This window comes from Amycolatopsis sp. NPDC003731 (assembly GCF_053586895.1).
In genome coordinates this window covers 39,517-55,805 of sequence record NZ_JBSFNC010000039.1, presented here as the reverse complement: position 1 = coordinate 55,805, position 16,289 = coordinate 39,517, and the positions used below count along the sequence as shown (strand labels likewise).

Below are 16,289 nucleotides of genomic sequence, written 5' to 3'. Positions count from 1 at the left end.
CCGTCACGCCACCCGTGGCGGCTTCGCCCAGAGGTCTGGACGAGGCCGCCACACGGCCCTAAAGCTCTGGCCCGCGCACTAACCCTGCGAGATGTAGGCCTGGAGCTGTTCCTGGCTCTGCTCCAGCTGTTCCATCCGGTTCTTCACGACGTCCCCGATGGACACGATGCCGGCCAGCCGGCCGTCGGCGAGGACCGGGACGTGGCGGATGCGCCGCTCCGTCATCAGGACCGACAGCTGGTCCACCGAATCGTCCGGGGTGCAGCTCGCCACCAGTTTCGTCATGATCTCCGAGACCGGGCCGTCGAGCAGGCCCGGGCCGTGGTCGTTCAGGCGCCGCACGACGTCGCGTTCGGAGACGATGCCCGCGATGGCGCCGTCCGGGGCGACGACCACCATCGCGCCGACGTTGTGTTCGGCCAGTCCGGCCAGCAGCGTGGTCACCGTCGTCTCGGGGGTGACCGTCGCGACCGCCGACCCCTTCTTGCGCAGCAGATCCGCAATCCGCATGGCGATCCTTCCCGTCGGTGAGCTGGATCACCACAGGTTAGGGCCCCCTGGCGTCCCGCGAAAGTCCGGCAAACGGGGCGTCTTCGTGGTATTCGTACCGATTCAGCCGAGCCGTTCGGCCAGGCCGTCGAGGGCCAGCCGGATCCCGGCCGCGTAGTCGTCGTCGCCGAGGGCGTCGAGGCGTGCGCGGGCCAGCGCCAGCTGTTCGCGGGCCGCGGGCAGGTCGCCGAGCTTGCGGTAGTCCTCGCCCAGGTTGAGGTGCAGCGACGGGTAGAAGCCGCGCACGGCCAGGGACGAGTGGTACTCCTGGGCTCGCGAGTCGGTCAGCGAATCGGCCGCGGCCAGGGCCCGCAGGTCCCACTCGAGTTCCTCGGCCGGGTCGTCGCAGACGTCGGCCATGTGGTGGGCCAGTGCGACGCGGTGCAGCGGGTCGCCGTCTTCGCCGATCGAAGCCCACAGCCCCGCGAAGGTCGCGTACGCGCCGGCGCGGTCGCCGCCGATGTGCTGCCGCAGACCGGCGTCGATCGCCACCATCACGTCGTCGGTCATGCCGCTCCTTCGTCCGCCAGTGCCCGCAGCCGGGCCAGCCCGGGCTCGATCCGCTCGGCCGCGACCGCACCGTAACCGAACACCAGCCCGTGCCGCCGCTCCCCCACCCCGAAGTCCCCCAGCGAATACAGCCGGACGCCGTGACGGCGGGCGGCCCGCACCAGCGGGCCGCAGTCGGCCGCCGCGACCGCGCTGAGGTGCAGGCCCGCCGAAGACGGCAACGGCGTCAGGAAGTCGAACGCACCCAGCGCCCGGCCCAGCAGTTCGTGCCGGGCGCGGTAGACCTTCCGCATCCGCCGGACGTGCCGGGCGAAGCCGCCCTCGGCCATGAACGCCGCCAGCGCCGCCTGTTCGACGTTCGGCGCGTGCCAGTCGGTGAGGTAACGGGCCTTCACGAGCGCGGGCACCAGCGACGGCGGCGCGATGAGAAACCCCAGCCGCAACGCCGGCGAGAGCACCTTCGAGAACGAGCCGACGTACACGACCCGGCCGCGGGAATCCAAGCTGTGCAACGGTTCCAGCGGCCGTCCGGTGTAGCGGAACTCGGTGTCGTAGTCGTCCTCGACGAGCACCGCGTCGTTGCGCTCGGCCCAGTCGAGCAGCTCGAGCCGGCGGTCCAGCGACATCGACAGGCCGAGCGGGTACTGGTGCGACGGCGTCACGTACACCAGCCGCGTCCCCGCCGGGATGGCGTCGACGACGATGCCGAAGGCGTCCACCGGCACCGGGGCGACCCGGACACCGCGCGCGCCGAGCACCAGCCGTGGCGGCGGGTAGCCGGGGTCCTCGACGGCGGCGAGGTCGCCGGCTCGCAGCAGCACCCGCGCGACGAGGTCGGTCGTCTGCTGGGCGCCGGCGGTGACGACGACCTGCGCCGCACTCGTTCGGACGTCCCGCGAGATGCCGACGTGGCGGGCGATTTCGGCGCGCAACCCGGCGTGCCCCTGCGGGTCGCCGTAGGTCATCAGGTCGGCCTGGCCGGCCCGCAGCCGCTGCGTGATCAGCCGCCGCCAGGTGTCGAACGGGAACAGCGAGAGGTCGGGGACGCCCGGCCGGAAGTCGAACTCCGGCGCCGGGGCGAACGGCGCGGGCGGCGACGGGACGGCGTCCCACTCCGGCAGCGGCCGCACGCCCGCGACGTCCGGCACCGGCTCGGCGGAAACCGGCGAAGCCGTGACGAACGTGCCCGCGCCGACGCGCCCGGCGAGGAACCCTTCGGCGGTGAGCCGGTCGTAGGCCGCGCTGACCGTCGTCCGGGAGACCGCCAGCCGCTGCGCGAGCTCACGGGTGGGCGGCAGCGCCTCGCCGGGCCGGATCCGGCCGGCCAGGATCGCCGCGCGCAGCTGCCGGTAGATCGCGTCGCGGTGGCCGCGCGTCCCGGTCAGGTCGATGTGGATCTCCACCGGCGCCAGTCTAGATTGGCCCACGAAGGTTGCGGCGGATTTGGCACTGTTCGTGGTCCGCTGGCCCGCCTAACGTGCCCGGTATGGATCTCCGCGAACTCGACCGCCGCACCCTGCTCCTCCTCGACAAGCTGGTCGCCGGCGTCACCCCCGCCGACCTCGCCCGCCCCACCCCGTGCGCCGGCTGGACGCTCGCCGATCTGCTCCGCCACCAGGTCAGCGAGAACCACGCCTTCGCGACGGCGGCCCGCGAAGGCTCGGCACCGGACTGGGACGCCGGCTCCCTCGGCGACGACGCCCACGCCGCGTACCGGGCGTCCGTCGAGGACTTCCTCGACGCCTTCGCGGGCGACGCCGTGCTCGAGCGACAGCTCACCATCAACCACTTCGGCACGTTCCCCGGCTCGATCGCCGCGCACATGCACCTGGTCGACACGGTCGCGCACGGCTGGGACCTGGCCCGCACGCTCGGCCTGCCCTACGAGCCGGACGCCGAAGCCGTGTACATCGCCACGAAGCTGGCCGAGCGGATCCCGGACGAAGGCCGCGAGAAGAACGGCTCGTTCGCCCCCAGCGTCGACGTCCCCGCGGACGCGAGCCCCCTCGACCGGTTCCTCGCCCTGCTCGGCCGCGACCCCGCCTGGGCCGTCAGCTGACCTGGTCGGCCGGGGCGCTCCACGTGTTGCAGGCCTTCGTCGCCTTGCCGTCGTAACCGGCCTTCGCCCAGGACAGCTGGTGCTCGCGCGAGCCGTGGGTGTCGCTGTCGTTGGCCCGGCCGTAGTCGGCGACCGCGGCGTTCGCCAGCGACCGGCTGATCGAGCCCGAGCCCGCGACGGCGGTCAGGAACAGCGCGCCGAAGCAGTTCGCCTGCAGTTCGATCCGGCGCACGACCTCCTTGTCGGCCGTGCTGTTCTCGTCCGGCGAGGTCATCTTGTCCGCCGCCGCGGACAGGATGCCGCTCTCGCGCTGCACGTGGTGGCCGTATTCGTGGGCGATCGTCGCGATGTGCCGGGCCTTGTTGAGCCCGGCGTCCGACAGCATCCAGTCGGTCGGGGCGTAGATCGTCGTGTCGCCGCCGCAGTAGTAGGCGACGGCTTCGTTCTCCGTCGGCGCCTCACCGCACGAGCTGTGTTCCGGCAGCGTCACCGACACGGTGGCGGTGAGCGTCGGCTCGTTCGCCTTCTCCAGCGCCGGGCGCCACGACTGCTCCAGGCAGGTGACGAGCGCGGTGTAGTAGGCCTTGAGCTGTTCGGCCGCCCGGCCGAGATCGGGCAGCGTGCAGGTGGCAGGGCCGGGGCTGATGCCGTCGCCGAGCAGGGGGTTGCGCGCCAGCTCGGGCACGGCCTTCGGGGGCTTCCCGGTGTCGCCGTACGCCCGGCCGGTATCGGCGCCCTGCGCGGCGAACGCGCGGCCGTCCACCCGGCGCGGGATGGTGGCCGCGATCAGCGAGACGGACACGACGACGATCAGCACTCCGGTGACGGCACCCCAGAGCCGATTGCGCGGCGGCGCGATGGGGACGGGCGGAGCCGCCGCCCAGTTGGGTGCCCACGGGTTCGGCTCCGGCACCCACGCGGGTTCCGGTGGCCGGGCCGTCCCCGGCCATGGCGGTTCGGCGTCGTTCACGGTCTCCCCCTGCTGTGTGGCACCAGCATACGGACACCCCGGGAGGCAGGGATCACGAAACGAACACGCCACCGGGTGGCCTCGAGGCCGTCAGCCGGGCGAGACTGTCGGCATGAGTGTGGAGGATCCTTACCTGTGGCTGGAAGACGTGACCGGCGACGAAGCGCTGGACTGGGTGCGCACCCGCAACGACGAGACGCTGGCCGAGCTGACCACCGGCGCGCGGTTCGCCGAACTGCGTGACGAGCTGCGCGAGGTGCTCGACGCCGACGACCGGATCCCGTACGTCCGCCGCCGCGGCGAGTTCCTCTACAACTTCTGGCAGGACGCGAGCCACCCGCGCGGCCTGTGGCGGCGGACGACGCTGGAGTCCTACCGGCAGGCCGAGCCCGAGTGGGAGCTGCTGCTCGACGTCGACGCGCTGGCCGAGGCCGAGGGCGAGAACTGGGTCTGGCAGGGCGCGACCGTGCTGCGGCCGGGTTACCGGCGCGGCCTGGTCGAGCTGTCCCGCGGCGGCGCGGACGCCACGGTGGTCCGCGAATTCGACCTGGACGCGCACGAGTTCGTCGCGGACGGGTTCACCGCCCCGGAGGCCAAGACGCGGATCGGCTGGATCGACGAAGACCGCGTCTACATCGGAACGGACTTCGGCCCGGGCTCGCTGACCAGCTCCGGGTACCCGCGGCTGGCCAAGGAGTGGCGCCGCGGCACGCCGCTCTCCGAAGCCGTCACGGTCTTCGAGGGCAAGCCCGACGACGTCTCGATCGGCGCGTCCCACGACCCGACCGAGGGCTTCGAGCGCGACTTCGTCAGCCGCGCGATCGACTTCTACCGTTCGGAACTGCACCTGAAGACGCCGTCCGGGCTGGTCAAGATCGACGTCCCGGACGACGCGAGCACGTCCGTGCACCGCGAATGGCTGCTCGTGCGGCCGCGGACGGCGTGGACCGTCGGCGGCACCGAGCACCCGGCGGGCTCGCTGATCGCCATCCTCTTCGACGCCTTCATGGCCGGCGAGCGGAACTTCACGACGCTGTTCACCCCCGACGAGCACACCTCGCTCGAGTACTGGGCCTGGACGCGCCACCACCTGCTGCTCGGCACGCTGCGCGACGTCCGCAGCGAGCTGCGCACCCTGACGCCCGGGCCCGGCGCCTGGACCGAGGCGCCCCTCGCCGGCGGGCCCGAGTTCGGCAGCGCGGACATCTTCGACACCGACCCCGACGTCAGCGACGAGTACCTGATCGACTCCAGTGGCTTCCTGCAGCCGTCGACGTTGAGCTACGGCCACGTCGGCGAAGAGGTCGAAGTGCTGAAGCAGGCCCCGGCGTTCTTCGACGCTTCGGGCATGAGCGTGGCGCAGTACTTCGCGACGTCGGAGGACGGCACGAAGATCCCGTACTTCGTCGTCCGGCCGTCCGGCGCCGAGGGTGGCCCGACGCTGCTGACCGGCTACGGCGGCTTCGAAATCTCGCTGACGCCGTCCTACAGCGGCATGATCGGCCGCGGCTGGCTGGCCCGCGGCGGCACGTACGTGGTCGCGAACATCCGCGGCGGCGGCGAGTACGGGCCCGGCTGGCACACCCAGGCGATCAAGGCCGAGCGCCACCGCGTGTACGAGGACTTCGCCGCGGTGGCCGCGGACCTGGTCTCGCGGGGCATCACGACGCCGTCGCGGCTCGGCATCCAGGGCGGCAGCAACGGCGGCCTGCTGATGGGCGTGATGCTGACGCGCTACCCGGACCGGTTCGGCGCGATCGTCAGCCAGGTGCCGCTGCTGGACATGCGCCGCTACCACCTGCTGCTGGCCGGCGCGTCGTGGATGGCCGAGTACGGCGACCCCGACGAGGCCGCGGAATGGGAGTACATCTCCCGGTACTCCCCGTACCAGAACGTCCACAGTGGACGCACGTATCCGCCGTCGTTGTTCGTGACGTCGACGCGCGACGACCGCGTGCACCCCGCCCACGCCCGCAAGATGGTGGCGCGGATGCGTGAGCAGGGGCACGACGTCCGGTATCACGAGAACATCGAAGGCGGCCACGGTGCCGCGGCCGACAACGAGCAGCTGGCGTTCAAGTGGGCGCTGGTGTTCGAATTCCTGTGGGAGCAGCTCACGAAGTGACCCGCGCGAGCACGACGCCGCCGACGATCAGGGCCAGCGCGGCCACCCGGCCGACGCTGAGCGGGTCCTTGGTGACGACGACGCCGAGCACGATCGCGCCGACGGCACCGATCCCGGTGAACACCGCGTAGGCGGTGCCCACCGGGACGGTGTCCATCGCGCGCGACAGCAGGTAGACGGCGGCGGCGCCGAGCACGAAGCACAGGAGCGTCGGCCACGGCCGGGTGAAGTTCTCCGTCGGTTTGATGCTCTGCGACCAGGCGACTTCGACGAGCCCGGCGCAGACGAGCGTCACCCAGCCCATCAGAACGCCGTCCGGGCCGCTTCGAGCGACTTCCTCCGCTCGCCGTCGCGCGCGGCGAGGTGCGGGTCGACCAGGGCGTTGGTCAGCTCGGCGTGCACGAACCGGACGTCGTCGACGCCGTAGTGCCCGGCGATGAAGTCCCGCAGGTAGCGCTCGTGGTGGTCGAAGGGGGCTCGCGGCGTCCCTTCCGCGTACGTGCCCCCTCGGGCGCCGGCGATGACGAACTTCTTGCCGCTCAGGTCCATCTTCGGGAACGTCACCTGATCGATCCACGACTTCAGGGCGGCCGGGATCGAGAAGTTGTACATCGGCGCGCCGATCAGGACGACGTCGGCTTCGAGCAGCTCGGCCAGGAGCGGCTCGACGATCGCCCAGGCCCGCTTCTGCTCCGGCGTCCCGACGACGTCGGCGTAGTGCGCGGGATCGGTGATCCCGGTTGCGAGCAGGGCGTCGCAGATTGCCGTCCAGGCCTCACCGATCACCGGGACCGGATCGGCGGCGAGGTCGCGGTAGGTCCGGGTGCCGGTCCAGCCGGCGGCGTACCGGGCGGACAGCTCGCGCGAGAACGACGAGCGGCGGGCGCTGGAGTCGAGGTGCAGCAGGTGGGGCACGATTCCTCCTCAAGTGGACGCGGTGTCCAATTGAGGCTAACTGGACGCCCCGTCCGGATATTCCCTAGGCTGGCGCCATGCCCGAACGAGCCGACGCGGCCCGCAACCGCGCCAAGATCCTCGCGGCGGCCGAGCAGCTGTTCACCACCCGCGGCGCGGCCGAGGTGACGATGGAGGACATCGCCCGCGCGGCGGGCGTCGGCCGGGGAACGCTGTACCGGCGTTATCCGGACCGGTCGTCGATCGCGGTGGCCCTCCTGGACGAGCACGAGCGGCGGTTGCAGGAGTCGTTGCTGCGCGGAGACCCACCCCTGGGCCCGGGCGCACCACCGGCCGAGCGGCTGGCGGCGTTCTACGAGGCGATGGTGGGGCTGCTGGAGCGGCACGCACCCTTGGTGCTGGGCGCGGAGGTGGGCCATTCGCGGTTCACCACGGGGGCGTACGGCTTTTGGCGGACGCACGTGCGGGTGCTGGCCGAGGCGGCGGGGGCTGCGGACCCGGACGTCCTGGCGGATGTGCTGCTGGCACCGTTGGCGCCCGAGCTGTTCCTGCACCAGACGTCGCGGGGCGTGTCTTCGGAGCGGATCACCGCGGCGCTGCGGCAGCTGGCCGGGCTCCTTTAGAAGAGCCCGCGCGGCCGGGCGCGCTTCGGGAGGTGCCGCGGCTCCGGCCTCGGCTCCTCACCGCGGATCCGCGCGAGGGCGGCCTCGAACTCGGTGAGCACGTCGGCGACGAAGACGAGCCGCCCGACGCCGAGGTGGTGCAGTGCCCGCCCGTGGTCCGCGGCAACGGTGACCGCGACGCCGAGCAGCAGCACCCGCCAGCCCCCGAACACCGTGGCGCGCGCTGCCTTGGACAGGCCGCCGAAGCCGGCGCGGAGCCGGTGGCAGTGGAAGGGGACGTGGCGCTCCTCGTCGGCGAGGATGCGGGCCGCGACCTGCGTCACCAAGGGGTCTGCCGTGCCGTCGCGCAGGGCGCGGTAGTACCGCAGGGCGACGACCTCGGCGATGAGCAGCACCATGAGTTCCAGCCGCAGCCCCAGCGCCCGCCGCAGCTTGACGAACACGGTGTCCGACCAGTGGCTCGCCAGGGTCGGCACCCCACCGGCGCCGAGCAGCAGGCCGAGCATCCGCGCGTGGTTCTGTTCCTCGGCGACGAAGAGCTTCACGGCGGCGAGGTAGGTGTCGTCCCCGGCGGCTTTCGCGATGAGGTTGGCCCCGTCGCCGGCTTCGCCGACCTGGAACCGCTGGACACTCTTGGCGACGTCGGGGTGGAGGCGCGCGCCCCGTTCCCACGGTGGGTCTTCGCGCTGCCCGCGGCGTTCGGCCTCGGTTTCGAAATCCTGGAGCCAGCGTGCGTACGTCATCGGGTCGATGATGCCGCGTGCTTGTGGTCGGGGTGCGGGGCTTTCGTGGAGATTCGGTGAGTCAGCCGGCCCGGGCCGCGACGCCGTCCAGGACGCAGTTCAGGCCGAACTCGAACACCCGCTCCGCGCTCCACTCTTCGCCCTCGACCACCCGGCGGGTGAACTGCGGGTACCGCCCGCTCTCGATGACGTCGCGGATGTACGGGCCCACGCTCGTCTGCCACTGCTCCTTCGTCAGGCCGGAGCGGCGCTGGGCCTGCAGCTCCGCCAGTTCCTGCGCGACCGTGCCGAAGACGTACGCCAGCACCGTGTCCACCACTCCCGCCGCCAAGGTGATGTCGGCGGTCAGCCCGGCCGCTGCGGCCAGCGCGGCTTCGTGGCGACGCAACGAGTTCGTTCCCAGCGCCGGACGGCCCGGCAGCTCGCCGCTCAGCCAGGGGTGCCGCAGCAGCGTCAGCCGGACCTGGTGGGCGACGCTCGCCAGGTCCGCTCGCCAGTCGCCGGTGATTTCGGTGTGCTCGGCGGCCTTCACCTCGTCGATCATCAGGTCCAGCAGCTCGTCGCGACTCGCCACGTAGCGGTAGAGCGACGCCGTGCCCGAGCCGAGGTCCGTCGCCACCCGGCGCATCGAGACCGCGGGGAGGCCTTCGGCGTCGGCGATCGCGATCGCCGTGCGCACGATCTGCTCGACCCCCGGGGCCTGGCGCCGCGGGCTGCGCCGTTCCTTGGCCCACACCAGCGCCGGCTCGTCGGCCATCGTCGTTCTCCCATCGTCCGTTGCGAACATCGTACCCGAGTGGCTACGGTGTATCCGTAGCGAGTACACCGTAGCCACAACTGGGGGTTCCAGCATGATTCCGGTTCTCATCGCCGGCGGGGGCACCGTCGGCCTGTCCACCGCCCTCTTCCTCGCCGGCCACGGCGTCCCGGCCCTCGTCGTGGAACGCGCGGCCGGCCCGTCCCCGCACCCGCGCGCCACCGGTCTCGGCTTCCGCACCATGGAGTTCTTCCGCCAGGCCGGCATCCACGGCGACGTCGAGGCCGTCGCCGTCCGGGCGTCCGCCACGCTCGGCAAGATCTCCGCGCCGACCCTGGCGACGGCGGACCTGCCGGACACCCCGCCCGCCGTGCCGAACACCCCGAACCTCACGGCGAGCGAGCTCAGCCCGGGCGTGCTGCGCGGCACCTGTCCGCAGGACCGGCTCGACGCGGTGCTGCTGAGCGCGGCGCGGGAGCGCGGAGCCACGGTCGCGTACTCGACCACGCTCGTCTCGGCACAGCAGGACGACTCCGGCGTCACCGCGGTGCTCGACGGGCCGGACGGCCGGCAAACCGTGCGCGCGAGCTACCTGGTCGCGGCCGACGGCAGCCGCAGCGAGGTGCGCGCCACACTCGGCATCGGCACGACCGGGCCGGGCGCACTCGGAAAGCCCCTGCTCAACATCCTCTTCCGCGCCGACCTCACGCCGTACACGAAAGGCCACCACTTCGCGAACTGCACGATCACCACGCCCGAGTCACCCGGGATGCTGGTGACCGTCGACGGCGAAAAGGACTGGATCTTCCACACCGGACTCGGCGACGAGCCGGCGGAGGCGTTCCCCCCGGACCGCTGCCGCGCGCTGATCCGCGCCGCCGTCGGCGACCCGGACCTTGCGGTGGAGGTGCTGAGCGCGCTGCCGTGGCGGGTGCGGGGCCTGCTGGCCGACCGGTTCCGCGCCGGCCGCGTGTTCCTGGCCGGGGACGCGGCGCACGCGGTGCCGCCGCTCGGCGCGTTCGGCGCGAACACCGGCATCGCCGACGCGCACAACCTGGCGTGGAAGCTGGCCGCGGTCCTCGACGGCTCGGCCGGCCCGGCGCTGCTGGACACCTACGAAGCCGAACGCCGTCCGGTGGCGGCACTCGCGCTCGAACAGGCGTTGCTGCGGCTCGAAGATCCCCGGTTGCACTGGGAACAGGGGCCGGCGGCGGCCGCCGCTCGCGCCGCGGCGGGCGTGGTCAACGCCCCGATCGTCCACCTCGGCTTCCGCTACGCCTCGGCGGCGGTGCTCGGTGCGCGGACCGCGCTGCCGTCCACGGAGGACGTCATCCTGGACGGGACACCCGGCTCCCGCGTGCCGCACACCTGGCTGGGCGACGGCGTGTCTACTTTGGACCTGGTCGGCCGGCGGCTCACGCTGCTGGCCGGCCCGTCCGGCCGGGGGTGGCTCGAGGCGGCGCAGAGGCTCGACGTCGACGCACACGTCGTCGAGGACGAAACCTGGCTCAGCGCCACCGGGATCGCGGAGGGCGGCGCCGTCTTGGTGCGGCCGGACCACTTCGTCGCTTGGCGGAGCACCGAGCCGGCCGGCGACCTCGGCGGTGTCGTGGCGCAGATCCTGGCCCGCTGAGCACCGCGGCCGAGCCGGGCAGGCGATGCCCGGCCCGGCCGCGGATCCGTCAGCTACAACCCGAGGTCGCGCCGCAGCCTTCGCAGGCGTAGCACGAACCTGCCGGGCGCATCTTCGTTCCGCACGTCATGCAGAGCGGGGCGTCCGCCGCCTTGCCGAGGCGGAGCTCCATCAGCTCCGTCGTCGTCTGGGCTTCGCGGTGCGGGTGCTCCGGCTCCGCCACATGCGGCTCCGGCGATGCGTCCACAGTGGACTGAAGGGCTTCGAGGTCGACCTTCGGGGCGCCGTAGGACGCCTCGACTTCGGCCGAGCGCTCGTCCGCCGAGAGGATGCCCAGCTGGGAGCGCTTCTCGTACGGCAGGTAGTCCAGGGCCAGCCTGCGGAACAGGTAGTCCATCACGCTCGTCGCGATGCGGATGTCCGGGTCGTCCGTCATGCCCGCCGGCTCGAAGCGGAGGTTGGAGAACTTCGAGACGTAGAACTCGAGCGGGATGCCGTGCTGGAGGCCGACCGAGATGGACATCGAGAACGCGTCCATCACGCCCGCCAGCGTCGAGCCCTGCTTGCCCAGCTTGACGAAGATCTCGCCGAGGCCGTCGTCCGGGTACGAGCCCGCCGTCAGGTAGCCCTCCGCGCCGCCGACGGTGAACGACACCGTCTGGCTCGGGCGCTTCTTCGGCAGGCGCTTGCGGACCGGGCGGTACTCGACGACCTTCTCCGGCTCGGCGGCGGCGGTCTCCGATGTCTTCTTCGCCGTCGACAGCGGCTGGCCGACCTTGCAGTTGTCGCGGTAGATCGCGAGGGCCTTGAGGCCGAGCTTCCAGCCTTGGAAGTAGATCTCCTCGACCTCTTCGACCGTCGCCGACTCCGGCATGTTGACCGTCTTGGAGATCGCGCCCGAGAGGAACGGCTGCACCGCGGCCATCATCCGGACGTGCCCCATCGGCGCGATCGAGCGCTCGCCGACCGCGCAGTCGAACACCTCGTAGTGCTCGGGACGCAGCCCCGGCGCGTCGACGACGTGGCCGTTCTGCGCCACGTACTCGACGATCGCCTCGACCTGCTCGCCCGGGTAACCCAGTGCCTCCAGCGCGCGCGGCACCGTCTGGTTGACGATCTGCATCGAACCGCCGCCGACGAGCTTCTTGAACTTCACCAGCGAGAAGTCCGGCTCGATCCCGGTGGTGTCGCAGTCCATCATGAAGCCGATGGTGCCGGTGGGGGCGAGCACCGACGCCTGCGCGTTGCGCCAGCCGTGCTTCGCGCCGATCTCGATGCCCTTCTGCCACTCCTCCGTCGCCAGCGCGCGGACCGCGGCGTCGTTCGAGTGGTACGTGCGGACGAGCTCGTTCGCCGCCGCGTGCTTGCGCATCACGCGCTGGTGCGCTTCGGCGTTGCGCGCGTAACCCTCGTACGCACCGACGACCTGCGCCATCTCGGCCGAACGCCGGTACGACACACCCGTCATCAGCGACGTGATCGCCGCCGCGAGCGCGCGGCCGCCGTCGGAGTCGTACGCGTGGCCCAGCGCCATCAGCAGCGCGCCGAGGTTCGCGTAGCCGATGCCGAGCTGGCGGAACTTGCGCGTGGTGTCGGCGATCGGCTCGGTCGGGAAGTCCGCGAAGCAGATCGAGACGTCCATTGCGGTGATGACGAACTCGACGGCGCGGGCGAACAGCGGCGCGTCGAACGTGCCCTCGGGGGTGACGAACTTCAGCAGGTTCAGCGACGCCAGGTTGCAGCTGGAGTTGTCGAGGTGCATGTACTCGCTGCACGGGTTCGACGCGGTGATCCGGCCCGACTCGGGGCAGGTGTGCCAGTCGTTGATCGTGCCGTCGTACTGGATGCCGGGATCGGCGCACTCCCACGCGGCCTGCGCCATGGTGCGGAACAGCTTCTTCGCGTCGGTGCGGTCGATGACCTCGCCGGTGAGCCGCGCGCGCAGGCCGAAGTCGGTGCCGTTCTCGACCGCCTGCATGAACTCGTCGGACACGCGGACCGAGTTGTTCGCGTTCTGGTACTGCACCGAGGAGATGTCCGCGCCGGAGAGGTCCATGTCGAACCCGGCGTCGCGGAGGACCTTGATCTTCTCCTCTTCGCGCGCCTTGGTCTGGATGAACTCTTCGATGTCCGGGTGGTCGACGTCGAGGACGACCATCTTCGCCGCGCGCCGGGTGGCGCCGCCGGACTTGATGGTGCCCGCGGACGCGTCGGCGCCGCGCATGAACGAGACCGGGCCGGACGCGGTGCCGCCGGAGGTCAGCAGCTCCTTCGAGGAGCGGATGCGGGAGAGGTTGAGGCCGGCGCCGGAGCCGCCCTTGAAGATCAGGCCCTCCTCGCGGTACCAGTTGAGGATCGACTCCATCGTGTCGTCGACGGCGAGGATGAAACAGTTGTGGACGCGGAGGTTCCCGGACAGGTACTCGCCGGATTCCGTCTGGATGTCGTAAACCGGCAGCTCGCCGCGGCTTTCGATCGCGGCGATCTCCAGCCGCTTCCGCTCGTGGGCAGGCAGGCCGGGCTTTTCGAAGGACGCCTCGAGCTTCGCCGTCTTCACCGGATCGACGAAGCCGATCTCGTCCGCGAAGATCCGCCGGTCACCGGCGTTCTGGATGCGGATGCCCCAGAGGTCGTGCCGATCCGGCCGGCTCTCCTTCTTGCGGCCCACCCGGGCGAAGATGCCGAACCGGGCCAGCAACTGCTGGAGACCGCGGACCAGGTCTTCGCCGATCATGTCCAGCGCGACCAAAGTGGACCGCTCCCGCGCGGAGACATAGCCCTCGGCTTGGAAAATGCTCCGCAGGTAAGCGGCGACGACCGGCAGCGGCGCCGTGTACAGGAACGACGGCACCTCCATGTCGACTCCGCGAGCACGCAGGCCCCAGGTTTCGACGAAGTTCTCGAGGACGTTGCCGTAGAGCCGGGTTCGGCGGCAGTCGAGGGTCTTGTCCTGGGTTTCGACGGCACGTTCGTGGCGGTGCACGTCCGGGAAGACGCGGTCGAGCGCCGTACGCACCCAAGCCAGCTCGGCGTCGTTCACGGTCATGGCTTCGATGGTGAGCGAGCGGTTCGTCCCGTCGTGCTGACCGACGAAGCCGTCCGACTGCAGCCAGCCGGCCAGCGCGGCTTCGGCGATGTCGGTTTCCCTGATCTCCTCTTCACCGAAAGCGGCCCGGCGGTGCCATTCGAGCTGGTCGCCGACCCGCAGGTCGCCGGCGGGCACGAACTTCCCGCCACCCGCACTCGCTCGCCACACGAGGTGGTCCGCTGTCACGTCGAGAACGTGGCCCGACTTCGTCGTGACCCGCAGGACTTCCTTGATCCCGTTCGCCTTGGTGGCGACGACCTTGGTAAGGCCGTGCGCGTCGTACACCTTGGCACCCACGGCGTTCAGCTCGACGAAGCGGCCGATCGGCACGGCGCCGCCGGGGGTACTCACGAGGGCGTCGTACGGCTGGCACGCGCTGACCTGCTGCTTCGACGGCGTGCCGACGTTGAACCAGACCGGGGAGTTGAAGCTGAAGACCTGGTGCAGCAGCATCCAGGTGAGTTCGTGCTCGAAGATTTCGAGGTCCTGCGGCGTGGCGAAGTAGCCGTGGTCGCGGGCGGCCTTGACGTAGGTGTGCACGACGCGGTCGATGAGCTGCTTGAGGCTGCGCTCGCGCTGCGGGCTGCCGACGGCGCCGCGGAAGTACTTGCTGGTGACGATGTTGGTGGCGTTGACCGACCAGAACTCGGGGAACTCCACGCCGCGCTGCTCGAAGTTGACCGAGCCGTCGCGCCAGTTCGTCATGACGACGTCCCGCTGCTCCCAGGTCACCTGGTCGTACGGGTGCTGGCCTTCGGTCGTGAAGACGCGCCGCACGCTCAGCCCGCCGGCGGCCTTGCTCTTCTTGCCGGCGGCCGCGCGGGCCCCCGTTCCCACGGTTTCCGTCATCGGTTGAACCCTCTCCCGCAGCGGGACGGCTCAGTCGCCGTCTTCGCGCTGATCGCTGTCCTTCTCGGCAGCAGCACCCGCCATGGCCTCACGCAGGTCAGCGATCTCCTTCTCGAAGTCTTCGACCGAGGAGAAGGAGCGGTAGACACTGGCGAACCGGAGGTAGGCGACCCCGTCGAGCTCACGCAGCGGACCCAGGATGGCCAGGCCGACTTCGTGACTCGGGATCTCCGCCAGCCCGGCGGAGCGGATCGACTCCTCCACGCGCTGCGCGAGCTGCTGCAGCGCGTCGTCGTCGACCGGCCTGCCCTGGCAGGCGCGGCGGACGCCGCTCACCACCTTGTCCCGGCTGAACTGTTCGGTGACCCCGGACCGCTTGACGACGGCGAGCACCATCGTCTCCGACGTCGTGAACCGCCGTCCGCACGACGCGCACGAGCGCCGCCTGCGGATCGCCTGGCCTTCATCCACCTCTCGGGAGTCGACGACCCGAGAGTCCGCATGCCGGCAGAACGGGCACCTCATCCGCCGATCACCTTCCCCTCCGCGCCGGCCGCCCGCGGTCGACGTCCCCGCGGCCACCACGCAACCCCTGCACCTGGTGATCGTTTTGTGGACATCCGGTGGGTAAAGGCCGACCAGCTGTGGACAACTGCTGCCCAGTCTACCCCAACCTGTGGACCAACTACAGCGGTGTAACTACTACATATAGCGGCGAAGGGTAGAACTCGAGAGGGGCGCGCGCAAGCGGCGCGCCGGACCCGATCCACGCCCGGGTGAGTGCGGTTGACGGTGCCGGCGGATCAGGGTGCGGGGACGGCGGCGGCGTCCGCCACCGGGACCGTGAGCGGCAGCCCGGGCACCAGAACGGCCTGGTCCAGGCGATTCAGTTCCTTGATCCGGGCGACAACCGCGCCAGGCTCACTGTCTGGCGCGAATCGGGCGGCCAGCGAAGCGAGCGTGTCACCCTGGCCGACGGACACCGTCGCCGTCCGCTCCGGCACCGGGGCGCCGGACGCCCCGCTCCCCAGAAGACCCAATCCGGTGATCATGAGGCAGCTCGCGACGGCGAGGGCGGCCAGCCAGGGCCACCGCACCGGCACCCGCCGCGGCGCCGCGCACGGTGCCCCGGCCGGGCGCCGGCCCGCCACGACCCGCGCGCGCGTCGGCGGGCGGTGCACCTCGCCGCGGCGCCCGCGCAGGATGCGCACGGGACGGAGGGGCGCCGGGACCGGGGTCGCCGGGCGAACGTGTCCGCGTTCGGCCAGAATGGACATCCGAACCTCCTCGAAACCCTGGTGTCCGCCCGTTTCCGGGGCCGGGAGCGGCCCGTGGATCAAGGTCGAACAGGCGTTCTATCGAACGCCCGTGCGAAGGTCTACCACCTGCCACCGACAAAATCGAGCGGACACGGCGTGTCGATCGAACAGATGTTTGAAATCGTCGTGCCCGGGGGCTAACGTCGGTG

General features: G+C 71.3%; 15 protein-coding genes. 4 read left to right on the top strand and 11 right to left on the bottom strand.

Translation table 11 applies throughout. The features are described from left to right. Positions 1-78 precede the first annotated feature (78 nt). The 3 genes from ACWDN5_RS18740 to pdxR form a co-directional block, all read right to left on the bottom strand. A complete protein-coding gene (locus tag ACWDN5_RS18740) occupies positions 79-510 on the bottom strand; it encodes a CBS domain-containing protein (protein ID WP_310976379.1) in 432 nt (143 codons plus the stop codon). Positions 511-612: 102 nt separating this feature from the next. Further along, positions 613-1,059, bottom strand: a complete 447-nt coding sequence (locus ACWDN5_RS18735) for a hypothetical protein (protein ID WP_310976380.1) — start codon at positions 1,057-1,059, stop codon at positions 613-615. Further along, positions 1,056-2,462 carry a MocR-like pyridoxine biosynthesis transcription factor PdxR gene (pdxR, locus tag ACWDN5_RS18730; RefSeq protein WP_449677196.1) on the bottom strand — a complete coding sequence of 469 codons (1,407 nt, stop codon included), beginning with the start codon at positions 2,460-2,462 and terminating at the stop codon, positions 1,056-1,058. The genes ACWDN5_RS18735 and pdxR overlap by 4 nt, the downstream gene beginning before the upstream one ends. A gap of 83 nt (positions 2,463-2,545) precedes the next feature. Here pdxR and ACWDN5_RS18725 point away from each other — a divergent pair, with 83 nt between their 5' ends. After that, complete coding sequence (locus tag ACWDN5_RS18725; protein WP_449677195.1) at positions 2,546-3,118, top strand: TIGR03086 family metal-binding protein; 573 nt, start codon at positions 2,546-2,548, stop codon at positions 3,116-3,118. Here ACWDN5_RS18725 and ACWDN5_RS18720 read toward each other — a convergent pair. After that, complete coding sequence (locus tag ACWDN5_RS18720; RefSeq protein ID WP_449677194.1) at positions 3,111-4,088, bottom strand: neutral zinc metallopeptidase; 978 nt, start codon at positions 4,086-4,088, stop codon at positions 3,111-3,113. The two genes, ACWDN5_RS18725 and ACWDN5_RS18720, sit on opposite strands and share 8 nt — an antisense overlap. Positions 4,089-4,200: 112 nt before the next feature. Between ACWDN5_RS18720 and ACWDN5_RS18715 the strand changes: the two genes are divergently transcribed. After that, positions 4,201-6,213: a prolyl oligopeptidase family serine peptidase gene (locus tag ACWDN5_RS18715; protein ID WP_449677193.1), complete on the top strand. Its 2,013-nt coding sequence runs from the start codon at positions 4,201-4,203 to the stop codon at positions 6,211-6,213. On the opposite strand, the gene ACWDN5_RS18710 is transcribed toward ACWDN5_RS18715, so the two are convergent. Both ACWDN5_RS18710 and ACWDN5_RS18705 read right to left on the bottom strand, forming a co-directional pair. Further along, the gene (locus tag ACWDN5_RS18710) at positions 6,203-6,517 is read right to left on the bottom strand and encodes a DMT family transporter (protein WP_310976385.1); all 315 of its coding nucleotides are present in this window, start codon (positions 6,515-6,517) and stop codon (positions 6,203-6,205) included. The two genes, ACWDN5_RS18715 and ACWDN5_RS18710, sit on opposite strands and share 11 nt — an antisense overlap. Beyond that, the gene (locus tag ACWDN5_RS18705; protein WP_449677192.1) at positions 6,517-7,128 is read right to left on the bottom strand and encodes an FMN-dependent NADH-azoreductase; all 612 of its coding nucleotides are present in this window, start codon (positions 7,126-7,128) and stop codon (positions 6,517-6,519) included. Before ACWDN5_RS18705 ends, ACWDN5_RS18710 begins: the two co-directional genes overlap by 1 nt. Before the next feature lie 77 nt (positions 7,129-7,205). Here ACWDN5_RS18705 and ACWDN5_RS18700 point away from each other — a divergent pair, with 77 nt between their 5' ends. Next, positions 7,206-7,751, top strand: coding sequence for a TetR/AcrR family transcriptional regulator (locus ACWDN5_RS18700; RefSeq protein WP_449677191.1), 546 nt, complete (start codon positions 7,206-7,208; stop codon positions 7,749-7,751). Here ACWDN5_RS18700 and ACWDN5_RS18695 read toward each other — a convergent pair. Beyond that, positions 7,748-8,494, bottom strand: a complete 747-nt coding sequence (locus tag ACWDN5_RS18695) for a ferritin-like domain-containing protein (protein WP_449677190.1) — start codon at positions 8,492-8,494, stop codon at positions 7,748-7,750. The two genes, ACWDN5_RS18700 and ACWDN5_RS18695, sit on opposite strands and share 4 nt — an antisense overlap. A 61-nt stretch (positions 8,495-8,555) precedes the next feature. Next, positions 8,556-9,251, bottom strand: coding sequence for a TetR/AcrR family transcriptional regulator C-terminal domain-containing protein (locus ACWDN5_RS18690; RefSeq protein WP_449677189.1), 696 nt, complete (start codon positions 9,249-9,251; stop codon positions 8,556-8,558). A gap of 94 nt (positions 9,252-9,345) precedes the next feature. Here ACWDN5_RS18690 and ACWDN5_RS18685 point away from each other — a divergent pair, with 94 nt between their 5' ends. Then, a complete protein-coding gene (locus ACWDN5_RS18685; protein ID WP_449677188.1) occupies positions 9,346-10,884 on the top strand; it encodes an FAD-dependent monooxygenase in 1,539 nt (512 codons plus the stop codon). A 49-nt stretch (positions 10,885-10,933) separates the two neighbouring features. Here ACWDN5_RS18685 and ACWDN5_RS18680 read toward each other — a convergent pair whose 3' ends face one another. The 3 genes from ACWDN5_RS18680 to ACWDN5_RS18670 form a co-directional block, all read right to left on the bottom strand. Beyond that, the gene (locus ACWDN5_RS18680) at positions 10,934-14,821 is read right to left on the bottom strand and encodes a vitamin B12-dependent ribonucleotide reductase (RefSeq protein ID WP_449677187.1); all 3,888 of its coding nucleotides are present in this window, start codon (positions 14,819-14,821) and stop codon (positions 10,934-10,936) included. A 30-nt stretch (positions 14,822-14,851) separates the two neighbouring features. Beyond that, on the bottom strand, positions 14,852-15,346 hold the full coding sequence (nrdR, locus tag ACWDN5_RS18675; protein WP_033261941.1) for a transcriptional regulator NrdR: 495 nt from the start codon (positions 15,344-15,346) through the stop codon (positions 14,852-14,854). A gap of 278 nt (positions 15,347-15,624) precedes the next feature. Continuing rightward, entirely contained in the window at positions 15,625-16,098 is a 474-nt protein-coding gene (locus ACWDN5_RS18670) for a LysM peptidoglycan-binding domain-containing protein (RefSeq protein ID WP_310976392.1), read from the bottom strand. Positions 16,099-16,289: the final 191 nt, after the last annotated feature.

Bases quoted from the DNA above. Each gene is read 5' to 3' on its own strand.
- ACWDN5_RS18740 (WP_310976379.1), bottom strand. From the start codon at position 510: ATGCGGATTGCGGATCTGCTGCGCAAGAAGGGGTCGGCGGTCGCGACG.
- ACWDN5_RS18690 (WP_449677189.1), bottom strand. From the start codon at position 9,251: ATGGCCGACGAGCCGGCGCTGGTGTGGGCCAAGGAACGGCGCAGCCCG.
- ACWDN5_RS18700 (WP_449677191.1), top strand. From the start codon at position 7,206: ATGCCCGAACGAGCCGACGCGGCCCGCAACCGCGCCAAGATCCTCGCG.
- ACWDN5_RS18710 (WP_310976385.1), bottom strand. From the start codon at position 6,517: ATGGGCTGGGTGACGCTCGTCTGCGCCGGGCTCGTCGAAGTCGCCTGG.
- ACWDN5_RS18695 (WP_449677190.1), bottom strand. From the start codon at position 8,494: ATGACGTACGCACGCTGGCTCCAGGATTTCGAAACCGAGGCCGAACGC.
- ACWDN5_RS18735 (WP_310976380.1), bottom strand. From the start codon at position 1,059: ATGACCGACGACGTGATGGTGGCGATCGACGCCGGTCTGCGGCAGCAC.
- ACWDN5_RS18725 (WP_449677195.1), top strand. From the start codon at position 2,546: ATGGATCTCCGCGAACTCGACCGCCGCACCCTGCTCCTCCTCGACAAG.
- ACWDN5_RS18680 (WP_449677187.1), bottom strand. From the start codon at position 14,821: ATGACGGAAACCGTGGGAACGGGGGCCCGCGCGGCCGCCGGCAAGAAG.
- nrdR (WP_033261941.1), bottom strand. From the start codon at position 15,346: ATGAGGTGCCCGTTCTGCCGGCATGCGGACTCTCGGGTCGTCGACTCC.
- ACWDN5_RS18685 (WP_449677188.1), top strand. From the start codon at position 9,346: ATGATTCCGGTTCTCATCGCCGGCGGGGGCACCGTCGGCCTGTCCACC.
- ACWDN5_RS18670 (WP_310976392.1), bottom strand. From the start codon at position 16,098: ATGTCCATTCTGGCCGAACGCGGACACGTTCGCCCGGCGACCCCGGTC.
- ACWDN5_RS18715 (WP_449677193.1), top strand. From the start codon at position 4,201: ATGAGTGTGGAGGATCCTTACCTGTGGCTGGAAGACGTGACCGGCGAC.